This window comes from Reinekea marinisedimentorum (assembly GCF_004341165.1).
Classification (GTDB): Bacteria; Pseudomonadota; Gammaproteobacteria; order Pseudomonadales; family Natronospirillaceae; genus Reinekea; species Reinekea marinisedimentorum.
Map to the genome: position 1 here is coordinate 300,442 of NZ_SLZR01000003.1, position 22,125 is coordinate 322,566.

Sequence of the window (22,125 nt, forward strand, 5' to 3'; positions counted from 1 at the left end):
CCAATCAACTGAGTAGCTTCGAGCAGTAAAAAAGCTAAAGATTCCATAAACATAGAATATGTAATCGTTTTCAGAAAACACCGATCCAAAAATCTCTTCGATTAGCACCTGTACAGCTTTTGAAACAGCCTCTTTATAACCATTACATAGGGTTTTATGATTCTTTAATAATTCAGAGAATATCGCAGTTACGATATAGTGACCCTATGATTGGTGCGGATACACTCTATTCGCCAAACACCCACTTAAAGTAAGGTTAGAAAATGTACGTTTATGACTCGTACGACCAACAGATCGTTGATCAACGCGTGGTTCAATTCAAGGAACAGACGGAACGCTTCCTGGCAGGCCAACTGGCAGCGGAAGAGTTTTTGCCTTTACGACTGCAAAATGGACTTTATGTGCAAAGACATGCGCCAATGCTGCGCATTGCCGTTCCTTACGGGTTGATGACCTCTACCCAGCTGCGCAAAATTGCGGATGTCAGCCGACGCTTCGACAAAGGCTATGTCCACTTTACCACCCGCCAGAATATTCAGCTCAACTGGCCTGCGCTGGAAGATGTACCGGAAATCCTCAAAGAACTGGCCTCTGTGCAGATGCATGCCATTCAAACCTCCGGTAACTGTATCCGTAACACCACCACCGACCAGTTTGCCGGCGTGATTGCCGATGAAATTGAAGATCCACGCCCCTGGTGTGAGCTTATTCGTCAGTGGTCGACACTACACCCCGAATTCGCCTTCCTGCCGCGTAAATTCAAGATCGCCGTGAACGGCTCGCAAAGCGAAGACCGTGCAGCCATCCGCTTCCATGATATTGGCCTGCAGCTGGTTAAGAACGATGAAGGCAAAACTGGCTTTAAAGTTTATGTGGGCGGCGGCCTGGGCCGGACCCCATTAGCGGGCCAGGAGGTTCGTTCCTACCTTGAACAGGAAGATCTGATTACCTATCTCGAAGCCATTCTGCGTGTTTATAACGTTCATGGCCGTCGCGATAACAAATACAAAGCCCGAATTAAGATTCTGGTGAAAGCCCTTGGCGTTGATAAGTTCCGCGAACTGGTCGACGCGCAATGGCAGATGATTAAAGACAGCCCAAACCGCCTGACCGATGAAGAAATTAACCGGGTTAAATCTTACTTCACCGCGGTTGATTACCAACCGCTTGCCGATGAAACTGAAAAACTGGCCAGCCTGCGCTTTGAAAACGACCCGTTTGACAAGTGGATGACCAAGAATGTACAGGCCCATAAAGAAGCCGGTTACGCAGCGGTTACGCTTTCAGTTAAAAAAGTGGGACACCCACCGGGTGATGCCACCGATACCGAGCTGGAACAGATCGCAGACCTTGCCGATCAGTTCAGCCAGGGCGAGCTGCGCGTCAGCCACCAGCAGAACGTTGTATTCTCGGATGTTAAACAATCTGACCTGTTTGCCTTGTGGCAGGCTCTGGACGCTCTGGGCTTCGCAGACCCGACCGTTGGCACGCTGAACGATGTCATCTGCTGCCCCGGTGGCGATTACTGCGCACTGGCTAATGCCAAATCGATTCCGATTGCCGAAGCCATCCAGACAGAATTCAACGATCTCGACTACCTGTTCGACCTGGGCGATCTCGATCTGAACATTTCCGGCTGCATGAACGCCTGTGGTCACCACCACATTGGCCATATCGGTGTACTGGGTGTCGATAAGAAAGGTGAAGAGTTCTATCAGGTGTCTTTAGGTGGCGACAGCGGCGTAAACGCGCAGGTTGGTAAAATTCTTGGCCCTTCCTTCAAAGCTGAAGACATGCCGGGCGTTATCAAGAAGATTATCGATGTGTTTGTAGAAAGCCGGTCAGAAGAAGAACCCTTTATTTCTGTCGTTAACCGTCTGGGTCTGGAGCCATTTAAGGAGCGCGTATATGCCAAAGCTAGTTAAGAACAATCAGGCGGTTGAATCAGATGGCTGGATTGAGGTTGATTCATTAGAGGCCGCATCCGCTGCACTACAGCCCCTGATACCGCTCAGTTTAGTTACAGAGGCGCGTAATAACGGCCTGGCAGACAAGCAGTACGGCATTCTGTTCTCCGATCAGGATTCCTTTGAAGTACTGCTGGAAAGCCTGAGCGAACAACCCGTTATCGTCTTTAAATTCGGTAAATTTGCCGATGGCCGGTTCTTTACCTTTGCACGTGAGCTACGCGAACAGCATGCATACAGCGGTGACATACGCGCCGCTGGTGACTTCATGCCTGATCAGGTAGCCTTCCTGAGCCGCTGTGGCTTCACCAGCTTTGATTGCAGGAATGAAGCAGAAGCCGCCCTGATACCGGGTATTAAAGGCATTGTATCCAATGCCTATCAGGCAGATGCTCAGCAGCCGGAGCCGTTGTTCCGCCGCAAATAACCGAGCACCCCGCTAAAAAAGAAGAGCCAAAAACGGCTCTTTTTTTTTGACTTCAGCAAAACTACTGTATATAAATACAGATACTGTTTATTCATACAGATCGAGGTCAATATGCTTACTTCTGCCCAGAGCGTCAGTAATCCCTATCCACCTGTTCACCTTGTCACAGCAACGGGAGAACAACAGGTACACTCCATTTGCGCGCCACTGTTTACCCAGTGGCACAGGCTACTGGGCACTATCAAGAATACCGACCGCAAACAATGGATAACCCTGATCAACCCACCTTTCAAACCGGATGACCGGTTTCTTGAAGCCAGCGGGCTCGGTCATTGTTATTTCCGTATTGTGATACTCAAAGAACACAACCCGAGTACGCTTAAATACATTAGGCAAAGCATGCTGAACGGAAAGAGCTCGCTGGTTGCTGCATGGCTGAACAGCGAAGACATGGCCAGAGAGTTTCAGGATGTCAGTCACTGCAAATGCAAAACATTACTTTTTTGTCGTGATCAGGCTATAGGAGCGAAAGATCCGCAGCTGGAATTGGCGATATAACAGACAGAAAATTTTGAAGGAAACAGACTTACAGCGAAGAAAACGAAAGCCAGAAGCGAAGGAAATACACGAAACTAAAAAATATAACCAGATGGTGCGGGTGGCCGGACTTGAACCGGCACGATGTTTCCATCGCAAGATTTTAAGTCTTGTGTGTCTACCGATTCCACCACACCCGCAAAGACTTCGGGCTATTAACCCGATGCAGAAGAAGCCAGATTATCCTGAAAATGGAGGCGCGGGTCGGAATCGAACCGGCGTACACGGAGTTGCAGTCCGCTGCATGACCACTCTGCCACCGCGCCTTTAAGGAAAGCTTCTTTTCAATCACCTAATTACTTAGAATGACTGGAGCGGGAAAGAAGGCTCAACTGGCCGGTATCCCGGTCCTGACCCCTTGGGGTCGGAACACTACTCCGATTTCAATCACCTAATTTCTTAGAGTAATTGGAGCGGGAAAGGAGGCTCGAACTCCCGACCCCAACCTTGGCAAGGTTGTGCTCTACCACTGAGCTATTCCCGCTTTTTGTTAAGTATCTGTAGCAACTCAACGAGGGCGCATTTTAACTAAGCACCCATCAATGTCAAACATTTTCTTCTTTTATTTTAAGCACTTAGGACGCTTTTGGCTTTAAATCGCCCCACGCTGCTTTGAGATAAACGATCATCGACCAGAGCGTTAAAACCGAAGCAACCTGCAAAGAAACAAGCCCGACAGTGGATAACAATGTACCCGGAGCCTGACTCAACAAAACAACGATGGCGATCATTTGTACCGTGGTTTTAATTTTCCCCAGATTATTAACCGCCACACTGGAGCGACTGCCCAGTTCCGCCATCCACTCGCGTAAGGCGGAAATAACGATCTCCCGGCCGATAATAATCACCGCTGGAATAGTCAGCCAGATGGTGTGATGGCTTTCCACCAATATCACCAGAGCCGCGGCAACGATGAGTTTATCTGCCACCGGGTCTAAAAAGGCACCAAAAGGCGTGGTTTGGTCCCATTTACGCGCCAAATAGCCATCAAACCAATCGGTCACCGCAGCAACGGTAAACAATACGGCTGTGGTCATATAGGCCCAATCAAAAGGCAGATAATAAGTAATGACGCAGACAGGGATTAAAACAAGCCGAAGCAGCGTAAGTAGATTTGGGATATTCATGAGGCACCTGAAAAATTTATTAAAAGCATTATAACCACTATGACGACGCTTGAAACAACCTGCCTAGGTTGAGTGAAGGTAATCATAGATGCTTTGCGCAAGCGATTTGGAAATTCCGGAAACTTTTGCAATTTCTTCCACACTGGCAGATTTAACGGCCAAGGCGCTGCCAAAATGACGGATCAGCGATCTCCGCCTGCCCGGCCCCACCTGTGGTATATCATCCAGCACGGATCCGATTCTGGCTTTACCACGACGCGCCCTGTGGCCGGTAATTGCAAACCGGTGCGCCTCATCGCGAATGTGCTGAATTAAATGCAGCGCCTGCGAGTGATTTGGCAACAAGACAACGTTATCGGTGGTTTCAAAAAACAGGGTTTCCATGCCGGGCTTACGGGTTTCACCCTTCGCCACACCCAGCAGTGGAATACTGATGGCCAGGCCCTGCATTACATCCAGTGCCATATTCATCTGGCCTTTTCCGCCGTCTACGATCAGCAGATCCGGCAAGGCAGTACCTTCTTTCTGCAATCTGGAGTAACGGCGGTGAATAGCCTGAGACATGGCAGCATAGTCATCGCCTGCGGTCACATCTTCAATATTGAACTTACGGTACAGGCTTTTATTGGGCCCATCCTGATCAAAGACGACGCAAGACGCTGTGGTGGCTTCACCACTGGAATGCGAAATATCGAAACATTCAATGCGCTCCGGAATTTTTTCCAGCGACAAGGCTTCCTGAAGGGCTTCCAGGCGTGCCGTTATCTGCGCACCGTGAGACATTCGCAACTGCAGTTGCTCTGCTGCGTTGGTTTTTGCAAGCTCCAGCCACTTAGCGTTAGTGGAGCGCACAGCATGCTGCACAGTAACTGTTTTTGAATACTGCTCCTTCAGTGCCGCTTCCAGCCACCGGGCATCTTCCAGTGGCACATTGGATAAAATTTGCGACGGACAGTCACCGTGATGCTTCGCCAGGTAATACTGAGCAAGGAAGCCGGCCATAATCAGGCTTTCGTTCTCTTCAATACCCGGCTTGGGAAAGAAGCTGCGGCTACCGATCATGCGCCCGTCTCTCACCATCAGAAAATGAATGCAAACGCCGGCGGCCTGTTTAACCACGGCAAATACATCAACATTGCCCTTACCACCGGCAACGTATTGCTGCTCCTGCACCTTGCGCAGAAATAACAGCTGATCACGATACTCTGCCGCCTGCTCGTAGTTGTAGCTGGCGGCGGCTGAATCCATTTCTTTTTCAATTGTGTGGATCAGATCCTGACTCTTCCCCTTTAAAAAGGCCCGGGTTTTAGCCAGATCTTTATCGATCTCTTCCTTTGAAACGTACCCCACGCAAGGCGCTTTACAGCGCTTTATCTGGTATTGCAGGCAGGGTTTGTTACGGTTTTCAAAAACAGCGTCTTCACACTGACGAATACGGAAAGCCTTCTGCAACAGCACCAGGCTTTCGCGCACAGCGCTGGCGCTGGGGAAAGGGCCATAAAACTCATCTGAGTTGCTTCGCGCTCCACGGTGCAGGTACAGGCCCGGCCACTGATGCTGGCTGGTCAGTTTAATGTAGGGGTAAGACTTATCATCAACCAACAGAATGTTATAGGGCGGCCGGTGATTCTTAATCAACGTCTGCTCAAGCAGTAACGCCTCGGTTTCGCTGTGGGTAATGGTAATTTCGATTGAGTGGATACGGGAAACCAGCGCGACAGTTTTGTTCGTCAGCCCGCGGCTGCGAAAATAACTGGAAACCCTGTTCTTCAGGTTTTTCGCCTTACCCACGTACAGCAGTTCTTTATCGACGCTGTACATTCGATAAACACCGGGCCGGGTCGTAAGGTTTCTTAGAAAGGTTTTATGGTCAAAAACTTCTGGTGTGTTTTGTGTCATGAATACTAACTAATGTCTTCAGACCAGCTCTTGAGGTTCCAGCAAACCATGACGAATGGCCAGGTGCGTAAGCTCTACATCTGAAGAAACAGACAGCTTTTCAAATACACGATAACGATAGGTATTTACAGTTTTTGGGCTGAGACAGAGTTTATCTGAAATTTCCTGAACCTTTTTACAGGAGCAAATCATCGTCGCTATCTGCATCTCGCGGTCAGAAAGATCATTGAAAGGATTGCCGGAACCGGAAAAGCTTTGAAGAGCCAGCTTTTGCGCAATGCTTGGCGTCAGGTATTTCTGCCCGGCCATAACTGTTTTAATGGCCTTCAACATCTCATCCGTTGAAGCACCTTTGGTTAAATAGCCTGAAGCACCGGCCTGCAACAGCCGCGATGGAAAAGGGTCATCGCCACAGGCGGTCACTGCAATAATTTTAATATCGGGAAATTGCCTTAATATTTTCCTGGTCGCTTCAATGCCATCCATTCCCGGCATACGAACATCCATAAGGATGACATCGGGCTCATGTTTCTTGGCTAACTTAACTGCCGCTTCACCGCTATCGCCATCTGCGACCACCCGGATGCCTTCAACATCAGAAAGCAATCTCACCAGCCCAAAACGAACTAAGTCATGATCATCTACAACAATCAGCTCTACCACGATACACCCCAAGAAAATCAGCCCTCAGATAATACTTCGGGCTGATCGCATTAGAAAGTGATTTTCCTCAGTAGTTGGTCACAGGTGGGTTTCGGCAAATGCCGCCAAACGACTGCGAGCAACAGACTGCAGGGTGATGGAACCACCGTGGCTAAAGCCTTTAAAACGCTCACTCAGGTAGGTAAGGCCGGAACTGGTTGCGCCTAAATAAGGCGTATCAATCTGCGCCAGGTTACCCAAACAGACCACCTTGGTGCCCTCGCCGGCACGGGTGACTATTGTTTTCACCTGATGCGGTGTCAGGTTCTGAGCTTCGTCGACAATCAGAAACGTCTGCTGGAAGCTTCGACCACGCACAAAGTTAAGGCTCTTAAACTGCAGCGGAACTTTAGAGCCAACATAGTCTTCACTGCTGCCCGGGTCAAAATCTTCGGAATGCAGGGCCTCCAGGTTATCGGTAAAGGCGCCCAGCCATGGCTGCATCTTCTCAGCCTCGGTGCCGGGCAGGAAGCCAATGTCTTCATCCAGGCCGCGCGTACTGCGTGTTGCCAAAATGCGCTTGTAGTCTTTGGTTTCCATGGTCTGCTCCAAAGCACAGGCCAAGGCGAGAATTGTTTTACCGGAACCGGCAGCACCATTGAGGGCGACGAGGTCTATTTCGGGGTCAAACAACAAGTACATTGCCATTGCCTGGAACAGATCTCTCGGGCTCAGGCCCCAGGCTTTCTGCCGCATCAACAGGCCGGTGTTCAGCAATTCAATCGCGTAGTTTTCGCCATCTTCTTTGTAGATGCGACAAACAAACTCTTTGTCATCAAACACAAACTGATTCACATAGGCTTTTCGCGACAGGATTGCCTGCAGGGTTTCCTTCTTCAGTACATGATATTTTTTACCGGAGACATTCTGAGACTCGATGGCCTCTATTTTGTCCCAGAAGCTGCCTTCAACATGATGGTAACCAGTAGCGAGGGATTCCAGGTCTGAAATCAGCTGGTCGTTGTGGTAGTCCTCTGCAAGCAGACCACTGCCACGAGCCTTTAGGCGCATATTGATATCTTTGGTGACCAGTACCACCTCTTTTTTTTCGTCCTTTTTCTTGAGAGATATCAGATCATTGATAATCAGGTTATCGTTGCTGGTCGGGCTGAGTGAGCCCGTATCGTCGCGGGAAGCGACAAGAATGGTAATACTGCCCAGCGTAGAACCGTCGGGCCGGGGCAAGGGCACGCCCTTCATTACATCTGCAGGTGAGGCCGCGCCTAACAACTCATCAATGGTGCGCACCGCCTGTCGCGCATCGGCTGCAACTGCCGACGCTCCAACCTTTAGTTTATCCAGCTCCTCTAATACTGCCATGGGTATCAGAACCTGGTGTTCTTCAAATTTGAATACTGCATTTGGGTCGTGAATTAATACATTCGTATCCAGTGCATAAGTGCGAATTCCGGACGTCCCAACTTCTGTCATACGCAAATCCTCTAACGATTATTATTTCCGTAATGTCTCTGTCTTTTCGGCCTTAAATGCGAAACAACCTCCCTATCGATCGGTTTATAAGTCTTTGTCATGCTGGTCAGCGGCTCTGCGCTGCTGCGTTTCTGAGTATTACCTCAAGTCTGCGCTACTTGCCCTCTTACCGTGCCGACAAGTAACAAATACCATAAAAGATGCGCATTAATGTTATATATTCAGGTAAATCTTTGCTTCCTGACTATCAGAATAGGCCAATATCAGCGCGCCATCACTGTTTTGGCGAATAACACCGCTCAATCATTGGTACTGACAGCCCTGCTCCTCACCACTACGGAAAAGTTTATCGCCGGCGCCTGTACTTCCGGATATTAAGAGTTATCATCCACTTAAGAATCGCAATTTTCTTTTTGAAATCAAACAGGTAGCACCTTGCGGGTATTGCAGCTCCCCTATCTCAGACAGCCTCAACTTCTGATCAATCAAATTAAAGACGCATCAGGTTTAATCTGGTTTCACGAAGGCGGCAAACAAGGCCAGTGCGAATGGTTTTCCGCTTGGCCAGACAGAAACTTTGAGTATCTTGGCAACCACCAGACCAGGGTTACGGATGTGCACGGGCAACAACAAATGGTTAGCGGCGACTTTATTGAGCTGCTGAAAGCCACCGTTTGCCAATCCACCGCCTCAGCAAAACCCGGGTTTACATCTGGCCTGGCCGGTCATTTCAGCTATGACTTTGGACTGGAACGGCTCAATGTGCATTCAAAGTTTACTGCCACCAATACGCCACTGGCCGTCGTTGGCAACTACCGTTGGAGCTGCTACACCAATCACCACGAACAGAAAACCACGCTCTATATTCAGGATGATTGTGCTGCGGAGGTACAGCAACGCATCATCAGCCTTGCTGATAACGCGAAGCAAGCAAGCCTGAGTAATGCTAATGCCAGCAAGCCTGTTGTCGGCGAGTGGCAAAGCCAAATGTCGAAGACGGCATACAGCAAGTCATTTCAGGCTATTCAGAACTATCTGGTAGAAGGCGATATTTATCAGGCAAACCTAACCCGGCAATGGCTTTCTCAATCCGACGACACGGACTGGCAGCTTTACAGTGCGCTGGTTGCAGCCATGCCAGCACCCTTCTCGGTGTTTCACCGCTGCGCCACACTCTCGCTGCTCAGTGTTTCGCCCGAGCGCTTCATAGAGATCAAAAACCGAAAGATCACCACCCAGCCGATCAAAGGCACCCGCCCCAGGGGGGACACGCCGGAACAGGACTCAACACTCCGAACAGAGCTGCAGAACAGCGAGAAAGACCAAGCCGAAAACCTGATGATTGTCGACCTGCTGCGCAATGACATTGCCAAAAATGCCACCCCCGGCTCCGTTAAGGTTGAAAGACTATTCGAAATACAGAGTTTCAGGAATGTTCACCATCTGGTCAGTACAATTACAGCAGAGCTGCAAGAAGGCTCTCACCCGCTGGATGTATTAGCAGATGCCTTCCCCGGCGGCTCAATAACCGGCGCTCCCAAGAAGCGAGCGATGCAAATCATTGATGAACTGGAGACAGTCCGCCGTGGCGCTTACTGCGGTAGCGCTTTTTACCTTTCAGATAATGGCGATTTGGACAGCAACATCCTGATCAGGACCCTGACCCAGCAGGCAGACAAACTTAGTTGCCACGGTGGTGGTGGCATTGTGATCGACAGTAAGGAAGATGAAGAATACGAAGAAAGCGCGATTAAAGTATCGCGCATTCTCAAAGCGTTACGGCCCCACTGAAGGCAGGGCCAATACCACTAAAGCGACAACTTACGGTTGCTGGCCTTGATGAATTCCTGCTTCAGAGCGTCATAGCCGGTTACGGCCGGGAACTGAGGAAACTCTTCAATAACGTTGGCTGGCGCATTAAACAGGATGCCCGCGTCTGCTTCTGAGAGCATGGTGGTGTCATTGTAGGAATCACCCGCAGCAATGCAGCGGTAGTTCAGCGAGTGGAAAGCCTTAATTGATGTACGCTTAGGGTCTGCCTGACGCAATTTGTAGTCAGTAATTTCACCGGAATCGGCAACTTCCAGCTTGTGGCAGAACAGAGTCGGGTAACCCAGCTGACGCATCAGCGGAGCGGAGAACTCATAGAAGGTGTCCGATAAAATGATCACCTGGAAGCGTTCACGCAGCCAATTTACAAATTCCGCCGCGCCCGGCAGTGGAGAAAGCTCTGAAATAACCGCCTGAATTTCATTAATCCCCAGGTTATGCTGCTTCAGAATACCCAGTCGCTGACGCATTAAAACGTCATAGTCCGGAATATCACGAGTCGTTGCTTTTAGCTCTTCAATACCGGTTTTCTCGGCAAATGCGATCCAAATTTCAGGGATTAAAACACCTTCCAAATCAAGACAGGCCAGTTCCACAATTCACTCCATTATCTACTATTTAAAAAACGCAGCTAATGTATTGTTTGACTTGCCGTTAAGCAATACATTCTGGACAGCTTAAGGCCATATAAGCTCAAATTATTGCAAACAGGCCGAATAATTATATTCCTGACAGTTATGAAATAAGCTTATTTTATAATGTTATTTAACCCTATTATTCCTGCGTGATAAATTGAGCCAAAATCAGGACGCAGTGGAAACATGACAGATATAACATCTCTACAGCTGGAGCTCAGCAACATCTCCCCCAGAGAGATTTTAAAAAAAGCGATCTCAGCCCATGAAAACATCGCCATCTCATTCAGCGGTGCTGAAGACGTTGTGCTCATAGACATGATCGCCAAGATGCCCAACAAGCCGAAAATATTCACACTGGATACCGGCAGGCTTCACGCAGAAACATACCGCTTCATCGAAGACGTCAGGAAACACTATGGCGTGACCATTGAAGTCTATACACCTAACAACGAACAGCTGGAGCCTTTTGTTAAGCAGAAAGGCATGTTCAGTTTTTACGAAGACGGACACCAGGAGTGCTGTGGCATTCGTAAAATCGAGCCGCTGAGGCGAGCACTGAAGCCGCTCGACGCCTGGATTACCGGCCAACGTAAAGATCAGAGCCCTACCCGTAACACCGTGCCTCATGTGCAGAAAGACACAGCATTTGAGGGCCGTGCAGAGGTGCTTTACAAATATAACCCTCTGGCAGACTGGAGCTCAGAAGACGTATGGAACTACATCCGCATGATGGAGGTTCCGTTCAACCCGCTGCACCTGAAAGGCTTTAAAAGCATCGGTTGTGAACCCTGCACTAAAGCCACACTGCCTAATCAGCATGAACGGGAAGGACGCTGGTGGTGGGAAGAGGCCACACAAAAAGAATGTGGCCTGCACTCAGGTAACCTGGCAGCCAGCTAATCAATAGGTTGGCAATGGGGTGTTTTTAAACAACTCATCCAGCTCATGACGACTCGCACAATGCATCGCCTTTTCAACGACTTCTTTTGTTAAGTGCGGTGCAAACTTCTCAATAAACTGATACTGGTAACCCCGCAGGAAGGTCCCCTTTCTCATACCAATCTTGGTGATACTGGCTTCAAACAGATGGCTGGCATCCAGGGTAACCAGGTCTCTGTCCCGTTCCGGGTCAATTGCCATATGCGCCAGAATACCAACCCCCAAGCCGAGACGAACGTAGGTTTTGATAACATCCGCGTCTGTCGCGGTGAACACCACGTTAGGTACCAGCTCCTGATCCAGGAACGCCTCATCCAGCTTGGAACGGCCAGTGAAACCAAATACATAGGTAACGATCGGGTAATTGGCAATATCTTCCAGAGACACCGTACCCTTCGCAGCCAGTGGATGACCGCGCGGTACAACAATAGAGCGGTTCCATCGGTAACAGGGCATCATAATCAGGTCTGAAAAGTGTTCCATGCCCTCGGTGGCAATAGCCATATCGACCGTACCGTCAGCCGCCATTTCTGCGATCTGGGTCGGCGTACCCTGATGCATATGTAAAGAGACTTCAGGATAGGTCTGTATGAATTGCTCAATAATGCCCGGTAACGCATAGCGGGCCTGCGTATGCGTGGTTGCAATACTCAAGCTGCCCTTCTTGTTATTGCTGTACTCCTGAGCAATCTGCTTGATGGAATCCACCTTTCCAAGAATTTCACCGGCAACTTTTAACACGGCCTCTCCGGCTGGAGTAATTCGCGTCAAATGCTTTCCCGAGCGAGCGAAGATTTCAACGCCCAACTCATCTTCCAGCAGACGAATCTGTTTACTGATTCCAGGTTGAGAAGTGTATAGAACCTGCGCAGTCGCACTGACGTTTAAATCGTGATGGGCGACTTCCCAGATATATTTCAGTTGCTGAAGCTTCATTATTGATTCCTTGTTGGGAGCAATTTTCCGGAAATTCTTGTTGTTCGAACCAGTAATTATGAACTATAGCCCGAGTTTAATGTATTTAGTTGAGACATCTCACATCATTGTACCGAAAGCTAATCTTTACCTTCAATTAGGTTATATAAATATTAGTAACTATTCTTTTTAGAAATAGAGAATAAGCGTTAGATTAGCTGCATCTTCGTGACATTATGGAAATGGAAATGCTGCTATATACCGCAACTGGCGCACTGATCGGACTCATAGTCGGCATTACCGGTGTTGGCGGTGGAGCGCTGATGACGCCAGCCTTATTATTTTTTGGCTTTCCAGCCCATATCGCCATCGGCACCGACCTCTGGTATGCCGCTGTCACCAAAACCTCAGGCTTATTTGCCCACCACCGTAAAAAGCACATACGCTGGGATATTGCCTTAAATATGACCCTGGGCAGTATGCCTGCAGCTATCCTAACCGGCCTGGCGCTGTCTATCTGGTTTGAAAACCCGGAAAGCTACGCATCCGTACTCAAGACAGCCCTTGGATTCATGCTGATCATTACCGCAACGGCTCTGATATTCAGATCCCGCATCGTTAAAGCACTTGGCAAACGCAACCCGGGCAAAACAGAACGTAACCCGGCGTTTTCATTACGCTTGCTCCTAACCGGTGCCATTCTCGGGGTATTGGTTACCTTAAGCTCGGTCGGCGCCGGCGCGGTGGGCACTGCAGTACTGATGGTGCTTTACCCGCGTCTGTTGCCAAAACAGATCGTCGGCACGGACATCGCCCATGCGGTACCGCTGACGTTCATAGCCGGTGTCGTGCACCTTTATTTAGGCAACGTGGATTTTGCCCTGTTAGCAGCACTGTTATTAGGCTCTATTCCTGCTATTAACATTGGCGCGGCCATTTCCGGCAGCATCCCTTCAAAATATTTACATCCAACGCTTGCGGGACTCCTGCTTGTGTTAGGTATGAAGTACGCTATTTTTTAGTCTTTTACGCCTAAACAAAGGAATAAACACTATCTTTTCAATCAGATAGACATCAGATGTAAACATATATGTACGGGTTGTAATTATTATTTTACCTCTTTATTATCAGCGAACACTCACAGCTTGATAACGAATTCGCAATGTACAGTACAGAAAACTTAAACATTGAGAGCCAGGAAGTTCTCATCACGCCATCGGATATCAAAAAAGACATTCCGGTATCTGAATTAGCCAACACTGTTATCACTGAGGGCCGCAAGGCTGTCAGGGATATCCTCGACAGAAAAGACAACCGCCTTATCGTCGTCATTGGCCCCTGCTCTATTCACGACCCCAAGGCCGCACTGGACTATGCTCATCGCCTGAAAAAACTGAGCGAAGAGGTCAGCGATACACTTTTACTGGTTATGCGGGTCTACTTTGAAAAGCCGCGTACAACAACCGGCTGGAAAGGCCTGATTAACGACCCGTACATGGATGACTCCTTCAAGATTGCCGATGGCCTGCACATTGGCCGTAAGCTTCTGATGGATATTGCAGAAATTGGCCTGCCAACAGCCACTGAGGCGCTGGACCCGATCTCGCCGCAGTACATTCAAGACCTTATCAGCTGGTCCGCTATTGGCGCCCGTACCACTGAAAGCCAAACTCACCGTGAAATGGCCAGTGGCCTTTCCTCTGCTGTTGGCTTCAAAAACGGCACCGACGGCAGCCTGGATGTGGCGGTAAACGCACTGAAAAGCGTTTCTGCACCTCACAACTTCCTGGGCATCAATACCGAAGGTCAGGTTGCAATCACGTCTACCAAGGGCAACAAGTACGGCCATGTGGTTCTGCGCGGTGGCGATGGCAAGCCCAACTACGATTCGGTATCCGTTTCACTGTGTGAAGAGCAACTGGTTAAGGCAGGCATCACACCAAACATTATGGTCGATTGCTCACACGCCAACTCAAACAAAGATCATAACCTGCAGCCACTGGTTGCCGACAACGTCGCCAATCAAATTGCTGAAGGCAATGAGTCCATCATTGGCGTGATGATCGAAAGCAACATTGAAGCAGGCAATCAGAAAATCCCTGAAAACCTGGAAGAGCTGACATACGGCAAATCAGTGACCGATGCCTGTATTTCCTGGGATACAACTGAAGAGCTGCTTCGCTCCATGCGTGCTAAAGCGAAAGATGCTCTTGCCAAACGCTCCAGCTAATTTGGCAATCGCCGGCAGTGATAGGCTGCCGGCTCTCTCCTTCTAATCTAAAAAATTTATAGATTGCGCCTGCGGAATCACCTAAGCTTTCTGTAAGTTTTCAGCGCAATTCAATTATGGTTTTCTCTTTCTTTCTTATCTTTACCGGTGCGGCAATTTTAGCCACGGCAGCACTATATACACGCCAACCTCTTCTGATTGCATACATATTACTGGGTGTTCTCGTTGGGCCATTCGGTTTTTCCGTGATCGAAGACACGCACCTGCTCACCGATATTTCAGAGATCGGGATTATTTTCCTGCTCTTCCTGTTGGGCTTGGACATGCAGCTCGCCAACCTGCTGACCACACTGAGAAAAAGCCTGGTGGTGGGCCTACTCAGCTGCGCGCTGTTTGCCGGCGTCGGTTATTTAAGCAGCCGACTGATAGGATTTGACGCGATTGAATCGCTGATCATCGGCTTATGCCTGATGTTTTCTTCCACCATCATCGGCATTAAGCTACTGCCAACAACGGTACTGCATCATCGTCATGCTGGTGAATTGATGGTTGGCATCCTGCTCACGCAGGACTTTATCGCCATATTAGTGCTGCTTGCGCTTGAAAACCTGGGCGATGACTTTGTCTCAACCTGGACCTTCCTGAAACCTCTGCTGGTTTTACCTTTCCTGTTTATTGGCTCGCTGGGGGCAGTTAAGTATGTTGTGCTGCCGTTATTCACCCGCTTTGACCGCTTTCACGAATATATTTTCCTGCTGGCGATTGGCTGGTGTTTAGGCATGGGCGAAATCGCTGAAATTTTGGGCCTTTCTTATGAAATCGGTGCCTTCATTGCCGGCATCAGCCTAGCCAGCAGCCCAATCTCTCAATTTATAGCCCTGAACCTTCGCCCACTGCGCGATTTCTTTCTGATCCTATTCTTCTTCACGCTGGGTGCTCAGCTGAACCTTGGCGTGCTGTATACCATTCTGGTTCCGGTAGCGGCGCTCACGGTGATCGTACTTGCCGGAAAACCGATTTTATTCCGCTTCCTGCTTAACAGGCTTAGCGAGTCCAATAAGCTGGCCTGGGATATTGGCTTCAGGCTTGGGCAAATTTCAGAATTCTCACTTCTGGTGACCTTTCTGGCTCAAAGCAGCGGCCTTATTGGCGACAAGGCTTCAGTTCTGGTGCAATCAACGGCCATCGCTACTTTTGCGCTGTCGAGCTACATCATCGTCTTTAACTTCCAAAACCCGATAGCGGTCAAGGATTCGCTCAGAAGAGATTAACGGCGCATGCGCAAACATTAGCTAACGAATTTCATACGTTAGCCGCGCCCTGCCTCCTGCCTGCTACTAATAGTGCCCTTTTGAGCATTTACTTTACAGATTGCCTGAGCTGTATATAATCCCATGTACTGGACAAATCAACAGGCACAAGACTATGGAAAAGCTTACAGCTCGACAACAACAGGTACTGGATGTAATCAAGGATCACATTCAGGAAACCGGCTACCCACCTACGCGTGCAGAAATTGCCAAGTCTCTCGGCTTTAAATCACCCAATGCAGCCGAAGAACACATCAAAGCACTGGCCCGAAAAAAACACATTGAGATTGTCCAGGGTGCCAGCCGTGGCATCCGCCTGCCTGAATCCGAAACTGGTATTCCGGTTGTAGGGCGTGTAGCTGCTGGCTCACCAATCCTGGCAGAAGAGCAGATTGCCGAATATGTCGACTTACCACGCGGCCTCTTTCACCCCAGCGCTGATTTCATGCTGCAGGTTCAGGGCTTAAGTATGAAAGACATTGGCATTCTGGAAGACGACCTGATTGCCGTGCATAAAACCACTAGCGTGCGCAATGGTGACATTGTTGTTGCCCGTGTCGGTGATGACGTTACCGTTAAGCGCTATGAAAAAAAGGGCAAGCTAGTAACCCTGCACCCCGAAAACGAAGACTTCGAGCCAATCCTGGTGAACCTGGAAGAAGATGATTTTTCCATCGAGGGGCTATACGTTGGGGTTATTCGCCGGTCAATACACTGACGGTTTTGACTACCACATAGACAATTAAGGCCGCTACAGCGGCCTTAATTATATTTATAGAAAATTTCTGCTCTAAACCGCCGGCCAATCAATCTCCTTGCCAGACTTCTTGGCGAGCATTTCCATAAACAGCTTATGAGCTTCCAATTCATCATTGGACGGCTTCACCGTAATCAGGTTTGCCTTTACCTCCCCCAGGGCTGAGAAATCGAGATCAACATCACTAGTATCCTCTTCTTCATCTTCAGCCAGCATCAAGTCAGTTTGACCACCGGTGAGGTAAAGATAAACATCAGCCAGAATCTCGGAGTCGAGCAATGCGCCGTGTAAGGTTCGGTGAGAGTTATCAATATCGTAACGCTTACAGAGCGCATCCAGAGAAACCTTGGAGCCGGGGTGCTTTTCCCGTGCAATTTTCAGCGTATCGATAACGCCACAAACAGACTCCAGAGGCGCAAACGACTCACCCTGCTCATCAGCAAAACGCTGAAACTCAGCGTTCAAAAAGCCCATATCGAATGCTGCGTTGTGAATCACCAGGTCGGCACCTTCCAGCCAGGTCCACAGATCGACGGCTATATCTCTGAATTTTGGACAGTCTTTAACCCGCTCGTTATCGATCCCGTGAACCGCAACGACTTCATCGGGAATATCCCGCTCCGGATTGATGTATTCATGATAATGGCGGCCGGTTAACTTTCGCTCCACCATCTCCACACAACCGACCTCTACAATACGGTCACCCTTTTTAGGATTTAAGCCGGTGGTTTCTGTATCCAGTATTACTAATCTCATTTTATTGCCAACTCATCCATTGCCTGATTAGCCAACTGATCGGCTAATTCATTGTATTTGTCACCTGCGTGCCCTTTTACCCAATGCCAGGAGACATCGTGCAACCCCATAAGCTCATCCAGCCGCTGCCACAGATCCTGGTTTTTAACGGGCTTACGCCCCGCTGTTTTCCAGCCGTTTTTCTTCCAGCCATGAATCCACGTTGTGATGCCTTGTTGAACGTACTTGGAATCGGTGTACAACTCCACCGGAATGGCTCGCTTCAGAGCGTTCAAGCCTTCAATGGCAGCCAGCAGCTCCATACGATTATTGGTCGTGTTTTTCTCAGAGCCCTTTAACCGCTTCTCTTTTTCGCCCCATAACAGTACCGCCCCCCAACCACCGGGGCCGGGATTACCACGACAACCGCCATCGGTATAAATCTTTACTACTTCACTCATTCAAATGGTTGCCTTTTAGTTGAACCTACGCCTAAAGCGGTTTCCAGAAAGCTGGCCTTGGTTTTTCTGATACCCGGTGGAAGTTTGCCAAGCACCTGCTTGTAACCCACCAGTACATAGACTGCGCCCATAAAAGGCAGGAACTTACGGAAATACTTTTCACACAATCCCAGCTTCTGCAGCCAAAACGGCCGGCTGACTGGCGGCAGGAAGACATGTTTTTCGTGGCGCTCAATCTCAAAATCAAGCAAGTGCATCCAGTCTTCCACCCGGCCGCTGCGAATAAAACGGGAATGCCAGACACTGGTGCCATGCCGGCCGGCGTGAAATATTGAGCGCAAACCCCATAAGCTAATAGGGTTAAAGCCAATAACAATCATCAGCCCACCGGGCTTCAGCGCAATCGCGCCTTCACGCACAACCTGATAAGGGTTATTACACAAATCCAGAGAATGGTGCATCAGCAGCATATCGAGGCTTTCAGGCTCGAACGGCAATGACTCGGGCGATGCACAAACAACCGGGCACAGCGCCCTGTTCTCTAATTGAGAGACGATAACACCAGAGCCGAACAATCGTTTCTCAAACAGTGCTTCATGATAGCCGCTATCCAGCTGAACGATATTCGCAGCAAAGCGCCCGGAAATAGCCCTGGCGACAATACTCCTCTCCTGGTCTATTAATTCCTGCCCTAAAGGCGTTTTATACCAGTCAGAAAGCGCTGCTTCCAATGCCCGGGAGTCCTTAGGGCCTTTTCTATAGACCTGTTTGAACCTTTGCCTCAACCGCTTTACCAATGTAAATCCCGTAATATCAAGTTTGTAAAAAGTGTTATCCAGTCTTTGTTCTTGCTACATAGAGCTCAGAAAAATAGAATTATCGCCGATCTAATAACCACCTACAATTCATCAAGTGCGAGACTGTTATATTTATGTTTAGACTTACCCCATTGGCTGTCAGCTTGCTCTTAGTGGGCTGCAATGTGATACCTTCTAACAATTCATCCGCACTGTCTGCATCTACCGGGCAAGAGACTGAATCTAGCCAATCTGAAGATGACCTCATTTCAAATACCGCTGCCAACCCGAAAGATGAAGCCCTGGCGCTGCATATTAAAAACTCGAAGTCCGCAGATATCCTGGCAACAACCACCGAATCCAAAACCCACTGGAAGAGTACGCTTGATCTGAGCCGACCGAAGGATTCAGACCAGGACGATCTCTATCAGGTGCTGCGCAACAACCTGTCTTTTGATCTTGCAATCGAAGATGCGCGCATTACCAGTCAGCTTAACTGGTATGCCTCTCATCCAAGCTATATCGATCGAGTCAGTCAGCGTGCATCCCGCTACATGTACTATATCGTATCTGAAATTCAGGCCCGGGACTTACCCGTTGAGTTAGCACTGCTACCTATTGTGGAAAGCGCATTTGATCCATTTGCCTATTCCCATGGCAGCGCATCCGGGATGTGGCAGTTTATCTCCAGTACCGGGAAAATGTATGGACTGAAGCAGAACTGGTGGTATGACGGTCGCCGTGATGTGGTCGCCTCGACCGATGCCGCACTGAACTACCTTTCAGACCTCAACAGGATGTTTGATGGCGATTGGCTGCTGGCACTGGCTTCATACAACTCCGGGCCCGGCACCGTAATGAAGGCGCAGAAGAAAAACCGCGCCGCCGGTAAACCGACCGATTTCTGGCACCTGAGCCTGCCGAAAGAAACCGAAGCCTATGCTCCTAAACTCGTTGCCCTGGCCAAGCTGTTCAGCGACCCTGAAAAATACGGCATGGAAATGCCGGTTGTTGCCAACGAACCCTACTTTGAAATTGTAGAGACCGGAGGCCAAATTGACCTCGCTCAGGCAGCCACCCTGGCAGAAATGGAGTTGAGCGACCTGTACATACTGAACCCGGGCTTTAACCGCTGGGCTACCGATCCGGACGGCCCTCACCACCTACTGGTATTTGCCGACAAGGCAGAGGTATTCAAAAACAACATTTCCCAGCTGGCGGCAAACGAGCGGCTAACCTGGAAGCGATACACCATTCAATCGGGTGATTCACTGCTCACCATCGCACGCAAACACGATGTCACTGTGGATGTTTTAAGAGACGTCAACAACATTAAAGGCAACCTAATCAGGGCCGGCAAAACCCTGATGATTCCGGTGGCCAGTAAGAATGACCAGTATTATTCGATGTCTGCCGAAAACCGACTGAAGGTGAAGCAAAGCTCCCTGTCGAACAGCAGCAAACAGCGTGTTGATTATAAGGTTCAATCCGGTGATAGCTTCTGGACAATCGCCAGAAAATTCGATGTCAGCGTGGCTTCAATCGCCAAGTGGAATAACATGGCACCTAAAGATGTGATTCGCCCGGGCCAAACACTGGCAATCTGGGTAACGCCATCGAATACCGACAGCGCCAGCGACTCTCGCCAGGTTGTCCGCAAGGTTGGTTATGTTGTACGCAAAGGTGATTCACTGTATCGCATTGCAGATAAGTTCAATCTGAGCATCAGTGACATTGAAAAGTGGAACCAGATTTCCAGCAAATACCTGCAGCCGGGTGACAAACTAACGCTTTATGTGGATGTCACCCGAATTCAGTAAAGTATCTTACAGCCATATACAAAAAAGCCTCCAAACGGAGGCTTTTTGCTTAAGGCAAGCGTATCTTAGAAAGGAAGTTTTCAAAGGATGTGAGCAGCGCACTGCTCATCCCCTTAATACGCTCTTCAACACTCTTGTGCGGCACCCACTGAACCCGGAAGACATCAGCATTCTGCGTTAAATTAAACAGATAGGAATCACTGGTGCCAATCTCATCGACCAACTGCAATTCAAGGGCATCTGATGCCAGCCAGAAATCTCCCTCAGAAACCTCAGACATTTCCAGCTGCTCACGGTGCAGCTTAACCAACGACTTAAATCGATCATGAATGGCCGTCAGATCTTGTTTATGCTTTTCACGGCCCTCATCTGTATTTTCACCCAGCAAGGTTAACGGCGCTTTGTGTTTACCTGCAGTAATAACATCGACATCAATATCCACCCGTTTCAGCATGCGGTGAATATTCGGCACCTGTGAAATAACACCAATGGAGCCGATGATCGAGAACGGTGCAGCAATAATTTTATCGGCCACACATGCCATCATATAGCCACCACTGGCGGCAACCTTATCCACACAGGCAGTCACGGTTAACCCGGCGTCTTTCAGTCGGGTAAGCTGAGTCGCGGCCAAGCCATAGCCAGAAACCGCACCACCCGGGCTTTCAATCGCAACAACCACCTCATCTCCCGGGTTGGCGACGGTAAGGATCGCGGTAATCTCCTGACGCAGGTTTGTCACCTGAGAGGCCTGAATATCACCCTTAAAGCGAATGCTGAAACACTTGCTTGCAGGCTCAGCATGCTTTTCGGCCTTGTGCTTTTCTTTTTCAGCCGCTTTCTGGTCTTTATGTAACTTCTTTACCTGGTGCTTATTTAACACCTCGTGCTGCATCTTGTTCTTAACGGCATCCAGCGCCTTATTTAAGCTGGTAATTTCCAGCTTACCCTTACCGGAAGCTCCGCCGCCGGTCTTCGACAGCCTTGCCATCATGCCTATCAGAACACCGGCAACGATCAAAAAGGTGACGGACTTCATTAAAAATAAAAAATATTCAGACCACAAAATTGGCTTCCTCGCTAAATATACGGTTGTTTCAAACAAATGTTTGATCTATTTTTAAATACTCAACATACAATGCAATTTGGCATCAGCCTGTGTCAACTTGAATACATTGCTAAAGGAGCAATTTAAGAATGAGTGATATCGTAAAAATATTTGAAAAGATTGAATCTCAATTTAACCCGGATGCCGCAGGGGGACTGGATGTCGTATTTCAATTTGCCGTAGATGATGACAAACACTACATGGAAATCGCAGGCGGCAGCTGCGCGCTGAAAGAAGGTGAACATGAAGACCCGTCGGTTACGCTCATTATGGACGCAGACACCTTCCAGGACATTGTGAGCGGTGAAATTAATGGTATGCAGGCATTTATGGCAGGTAGGTTGCGAACAGAAGGCGACATGATGCTGGCCACGAAACTCTCAGATCTGTTCTCGTTATAAACAACAAAGGCTCACTGATAGCTTCAGTGAGCCT

21 protein-coding genes and 3 tRNA genes are annotated in these 22,125 nt (G+C 49.0%); 11 read left to right on the plus strand and 13 right to left on the minus strand.

Translation table 11 applies throughout. From position 1 onward, the window contains the following. Positions 1-263 precede the first annotated feature (263 nt). The 3 genes from BCF53_RS05525 to BCF53_RS05535 all read left to right on the plus strand — a co-directional run bounded on the left by BCF53_RS05525 (position 264) and on the right by BCF53_RS05535 (position 2,952). Positions 264-1,925, plus strand: a complete 1,662-nt coding sequence (locus BCF53_RS05525) for a nitrite/sulfite reductase (RefSeq protein ID WP_132700512.1) — start codon at positions 264-266, stop codon at positions 1,923-1,925. After that, positions 1,909-2,394: a DUF934 domain-containing protein gene (locus BCF53_RS05530; RefSeq protein ID WP_132700513.1), complete on the plus strand. Its 486-nt coding sequence runs from the start codon at positions 1,909-1,911 to the stop codon at positions 2,392-2,394. Before BCF53_RS05525 ends, BCF53_RS05530 begins: the two co-directional genes overlap by 17 nt. Positions 2,395-2,505: 111 nt before the next feature. Continuing rightward, positions 2,506-2,952: a hypothetical protein gene (locus BCF53_RS05535; protein WP_132700514.1), complete on the plus strand. Its 447-nt coding sequence runs from the start codon at positions 2,506-2,508 to the stop codon at positions 2,950-2,952. Between the two features lie 92 nt (positions 2,953-3,044). Here the strand turns inward: BCF53_RS05535 and BCF53_RS05540 are convergent. The 7 genes from BCF53_RS05540 to BCF53_RS05570 all read right to left on the minus strand — a co-directional run bounded on the left by BCF53_RS05540 (position 3,045) and on the right by BCF53_RS05570 (position 8,150). Beyond that, positions 3,045-3,131, minus strand: a tRNA-Leu gene (locus BCF53_RS05540). Positions 3,132-3,183: 52 nt separating this feature from the next. Then, positions 3,184-3,257 (minus strand) — tRNA-Cys (locus tag BCF53_RS05545). 143 nt (positions 3,258-3,400) lie between these two features. Beyond that, a tRNA-Gly gene (locus tag BCF53_RS05550) sits at positions 3,401-3,475 on the minus strand. A gap of 91 nt (positions 3,476-3,566) precedes the next feature. Continuing rightward, positions 3,567-4,118, minus strand: a complete 552-nt coding sequence (gene pgsA / locus BCF53_RS05555) for a CDP-diacylglycerol--glycerol-3-phosphate 3-phosphatidyltransferase (protein WP_132700515.1) — start codon at positions 4,116-4,118, stop codon at positions 3,567-3,569. 63 nt (positions 4,119-4,181) lie between these two features. Next, positions 4,182-6,017 (minus strand): excinuclease ABC subunit UvrC, encoded by a 1,836-nt coding sequence (gene uvrC, locus BCF53_RS05560; protein ID WP_132700516.1) that lies wholly within the window; start codon positions 6,015-6,017, stop codon positions 4,182-4,184. Between the two features lie 18 nt (positions 6,018-6,035). Beyond that, positions 6,036-6,680, minus strand: a complete 645-nt coding sequence (uvrY, locus tag BCF53_RS05565; RefSeq protein WP_132700517.1) for a UvrY/SirA/GacA family response regulator transcription factor — start codon at positions 6,678-6,680, stop codon at positions 6,036-6,038. Positions 6,681-6,758: 78 nt separating this feature from the next. Continuing rightward, positions 6,759-8,150, minus strand: a complete 1,392-nt coding sequence (locus BCF53_RS05570; RefSeq protein ID WP_132700518.1) for a PhoH family protein — start codon at positions 8,148-8,150, stop codon at positions 6,759-6,761. A 444-nt stretch (positions 8,151-8,594) separates the two neighbouring features. Here BCF53_RS05570 and pabB point away from each other — a divergent pair, with 444 nt between their 5' ends. Next, positions 8,595-9,941, plus strand: coding sequence for an aminodeoxychorismate synthase component I (gene pabB, locus BCF53_RS05575; RefSeq protein WP_279389127.1), 1,347 nt, complete (start codon positions 8,595-8,597; stop codon positions 9,939-9,941). A gap of 17 nt (positions 9,942-9,958) precedes the next feature. Here pabB and thrH read toward each other — a convergent pair whose 3' ends face one another. Further along, positions 9,959-10,576 carry a bifunctional phosphoserine phosphatase/homoserine phosphotransferase ThrH gene (thrH, locus tag BCF53_RS05580; protein ID WP_132700520.1) on the minus strand — a complete coding sequence of 206 codons (618 nt, stop codon included), beginning with the start codon at positions 10,574-10,576 and terminating at the stop codon, positions 9,959-9,961. A gap of 225 nt (positions 10,577-10,801) precedes the next feature. On the opposite strand from thrH, the gene BCF53_RS05585 reads away from it, so the two are divergent. Beyond that, positions 10,802-11,518, plus strand: coding sequence for a phosphoadenylyl-sulfate reductase (locus BCF53_RS05585; RefSeq protein ID WP_132700521.1), 717 nt, complete (start codon positions 10,802-10,804; stop codon positions 11,516-11,518). Here BCF53_RS05585 and cysB read toward each other — a convergent pair whose 3' ends face one another. Further along, positions 11,519-12,493 (minus strand): HTH-type transcriptional regulator CysB, encoded by a 975-nt coding sequence (gene cysB / locus BCF53_RS05590; protein WP_132700522.1) that lies wholly within the window; start codon positions 12,491-12,493, stop codon positions 11,519-11,521. 227 nt (positions 12,494-12,720) lie between these two features. On the opposite strand from cysB, the gene BCF53_RS05595 reads away from it, so the two are divergent. The 4 genes from BCF53_RS05595 (at position 12,721) to lexA (ending at position 16,730) form a co-directional block, all read left to right on the plus strand. Next, entirely contained in the window at positions 12,721-13,494 is a 774-nt protein-coding gene (locus tag BCF53_RS05595; RefSeq protein ID WP_341539407.1) for a sulfite exporter TauE/SafE family protein, read from the plus strand. Between the two features lie 140 nt (positions 13,495-13,634). After that, positions 13,635-14,702: a 3-deoxy-7-phosphoheptulonate synthase gene (locus tag BCF53_RS05600; protein WP_132700524.1), complete on the plus strand. Its 1,068-nt coding sequence runs from the start codon at positions 13,635-13,637 to the stop codon at positions 14,700-14,702. A gap of 116 nt (positions 14,703-14,818) precedes the next feature. Beyond that, positions 14,819-15,973, plus strand: a complete 1,155-nt coding sequence (locus BCF53_RS05605; RefSeq protein ID WP_132700525.1) for a cation:proton antiporter domain-containing protein — start codon at positions 14,819-14,821, stop codon at positions 15,971-15,973. A 154-nt stretch (positions 15,974-16,127) separates the two neighbouring features. Continuing rightward, a complete protein-coding gene (lexA, locus tag BCF53_RS05610; protein WP_132700526.1) occupies positions 16,128-16,730 on the plus strand; it encodes a transcriptional repressor LexA in 603 nt (200 codons plus the stop codon). Positions 16,731-16,802: 72 nt separating this feature from the next. On the opposite strand, the gene dnaQ is transcribed toward lexA, so the two are convergent. The 3 genes from dnaQ to BCF53_RS05625 are packed head-to-tail and all read right to left on the minus strand — an operon-like array spanning position 16,803 to position 18,696. After that, entirely contained in the window at positions 16,803-17,525 is a 723-nt protein-coding gene (dnaQ, locus tag BCF53_RS05615) for a DNA polymerase III subunit epsilon (protein ID WP_132700527.1), read from the minus strand. Further along, on the minus strand, positions 17,522-17,965 hold the full coding sequence (rnhA, locus tag BCF53_RS05620; protein WP_132700528.1) for a ribonuclease HI: 444 nt from the start codon (positions 17,963-17,965) through the stop codon (positions 17,522-17,524). Before rnhA ends, dnaQ begins: the two co-directional genes overlap by 4 nt. After that, entirely contained in the window at positions 17,962-18,696 is a 735-nt protein-coding gene (locus tag BCF53_RS05625; RefSeq protein WP_165901819.1) for a class I SAM-dependent methyltransferase, read from the minus strand. The genes rnhA and BCF53_RS05625 overlap by 4 nt, the downstream gene beginning before the upstream one ends. A 251-nt stretch (positions 18,697-18,947) precedes the next feature. On the opposite strand from BCF53_RS05625, the gene BCF53_RS05630 reads away from it, so the two are divergent. Then, positions 18,948-20,582, plus strand: a complete 1,635-nt coding sequence (locus tag BCF53_RS05630; protein WP_243645773.1) for a lytic transglycosylase — start codon at positions 18,948-18,950, stop codon at positions 20,580-20,582. A 49-nt stretch (positions 20,583-20,631) separates the two neighbouring features. On the opposite strand, the gene sohB is transcribed toward BCF53_RS05630, so the two are convergent. Further along, the gene (gene sohB / locus BCF53_RS05635) at positions 20,632-21,648 is read right to left on the minus strand and encodes a protease SohB (protein ID WP_132700531.1); all 1,017 of its coding nucleotides are present in this window, start codon (positions 21,646-21,648) and stop codon (positions 20,632-20,634) included. A gap of 131 nt (positions 21,649-21,779) precedes the next feature. On the opposite strand from sohB, the gene BCF53_RS05640 reads away from it, so the two are divergent. Further along, positions 21,780-22,091, plus strand: a complete 312-nt coding sequence (locus BCF53_RS05640; RefSeq protein WP_132700532.1) for an SCP2 sterol-binding domain-containing protein — start codon at positions 21,780-21,782, stop codon at positions 22,089-22,091. The last annotated feature ends 34 nt before the right edge of the window (positions 22,092-22,125 follow it).